The organism is Streptacidiphilus monticola (assembly GCF_042658505.1).
GTDB classification, from domain to species: Bacteria; Actinomycetota; Actinomycetes; order Streptomycetales; family Streptomycetaceae; genus Streptacidiphilus; species Streptacidiphilus monticola.
The window spans coordinates 1-2,260 of record NZ_JBHSQJ010000234.1; the positions used below are offsets into that span (position 1 = coordinate 1).

The window sequence follows — 2,260 nt, forward strand, 5'->3', positions numbered from 1 at the left end:
CTGCCTGCCTCCGCGCGGATGCCCGGAGCGCCGCTGTCCACGAGCCACGGGCCACGGGCGCTCGCCCCCGATCCGGAGGCTGAGCCGGCGCGCTCGCTCGACCTCGGGGCGGGGACGTCCGGCCACGGGCCAGGGGCTGCGGGCTCCCCGGCCGGTGCGGGCCAGGGCGGGGCGACCGGTTCCAGATGCTCCACCTGGGCCAGCTCCGTGCCCGCCTCCGTGGCGAGGGCGTCCAGCCAGGCGGCGTATCCGCCGTCGTCCAGGGCCTGCAGACGGACCGTCAGGTCCAGGCCCGGCAAGGCGCCGACGCCTCGGGAGGGCAGGGTCCAGCGCGCGACCGGGCCCGCCCCCGGTGGGGGTGCCGCCGTCACCACGGCGACGCTGCCACGTGGGCGGGCGTCGAGCAGGCGGCCGAGCGCGGAGGGGAGGTCGCCGGACGGGTACTCCGCACACAGCACGACGTCCGGGGCCCAGATGTCACCGCCGACTCCCCGCGCCCGCGCGTCGCGCGGAGTCGCCGCCCCGACCGCGAGGAGCTCCGCCCGCACGTCGCGGTCGCGCTCGCGCAGGGCCACCAGGGCGTGCTCCAGGTCCGGATGCACCGTCAGCCGGTCCTCCGCGAGCACCGCCAGGTCCTCCGCCACGCCCACGACGTGCACCCCGACCCGGTCCGCCAGCGGGGTCAGCGTCAACTCCAGCGCCAGCGTGCGCAGGACGGCCCGCACGTCCTCCGGCGGGCCGGAGACGTGGAGCAGCCGCACGGCCTCCAGGTCGAGCAGCACCGTGGCGCCGTCGTCGCTGGTGCCGACGCTGACCAGCGCCGGGTAGGGGGCGACGATGCCGCGGACGGCTTCGGCGCCCAGCAGCCCGAACTCCTCCTCCGTGCACCACCACACCGTCGAGGCGTGCGCGGCGCGGAACGGCGGGATGGGCGGGGCCGGGGTCGCGAGGTAGAGCTCGACCGTGCCGGTGGCGGTGATCCGTGCCAGCGTCAGCGGGGGCAGCCGCAGGCCGTCCCTGATGACGTTGCGGGCCATGCTGCGCAGAGCCCGGTCGAGGAGGTCCAGCCCGTTCTCCGCGCTCTGCTCGGGCTGGAGCTCCGGTTCGGGCAGCACGAACTGAGGCGCAGAGGAGGGGACCGGCGGCTGACCGGAGTGAGCCGCCGCGTCCGACTGCGGTCGCGCGGGCAGGGCGTGACGACGTGTCAGCGGACGGCCTGCCGCCCGTCGGCGGGCGCGGCGGCGCGCGAGCGCGCCCCCGAGGACGGCGAGCAGGACCGCGCTGCCGAGCCCCGCCAGCTGCTCCGCGCTGGAGGCGGTGAAGCCGGTGCGGCCACCTGCCTCCGGGACGGCCGCTGCGGCGGAGGGGGCGCCCGTGCCCGTGCCGGAGGACGTGCCGGGGTCCGACGCGGAAGCGCTCCCGCTCGGCGTCGCGCCACTGTCACCGCCTGTCGGCCCGAAGGCGGAGCCGCCGCCTGCCGTCGTGGACGGCGTGGGCGTCGACTTCGGTGTCGATGTCGGCGTCGGCGTCGGTGCAGGCGCGGACGCCCCACTGGACGAACTGCCCGACCCGGCTCCCGACCCGGCCCCCGGGCCGGAGCCCGCACCCGAGCCCGTGGAGCCGTGACCGGCGCCGGAGCCCTGACCGGGGCCGGGAGCCGAACCGGAGCCGGAACCCGCGCCCTGGCCGGGGTGCGCGCCGTGGCCGGAGCCGGACCCGTGGCCGCCCGAGCCGCCCTTCGGTCGGGTCCCGGGGATGGTGAGCACCATGCCGGGCTGGATCACGTCGGGATCGGTGAGACGGGTGCCGTGCGGGCCGGGAACCCCCTCGTTCGCGGCGTAGAGCTCGGGCCACAGGTCGGCAGCCCCCAACTCCCGCTCGGCGATGGCCGACAGCGTGTCCCCGGGCTCGACGGTGACGTGCTTCCCGCCGCGCGGCAGGGCAGGCCTCCGGGTCGTCGGACCGCTCGTGGCCCCGCCCGCCGCGCCCCCCGCGCCCGCCGCGTCATGCGGCAGGAGCAGCTTCCAGCCGGGGTGAATGGGGCGGTCCGCGTCGAAGACGCGGCCTTCGGCGTCCATCACCCGGCCCGCGTTCAGGCGAGCGATCTCGCGCCACCGGGTCCCCGAGCCCAACTCCCTTTCGGCGATGCTCCACAGACTCTCGGCGGGCTTCGTGTCCCGCACCGTGTAGACCGGGAGGGAATGTCCGGCGACCGCGCCCGACTCCGCCGCGGTCGCTGCCGCGGCCGCACCCATCACCC

1 protein-coding gene is annotated in these 2,260 nt (G+C 77.6%); it reads right to left on the minus strand.

All coding sequences use genetic code 11. The features are described 5' to 3' along the window. Window positions 1-2,260, minus strand: a 2,260-nt coding sequence (locus tag ACFP3V_RS31555; RefSeq protein WP_380591189.1) for a LysM peptidoglycan-binding domain-containing protein, incomplete at both ends; no start/stop codon positions are given.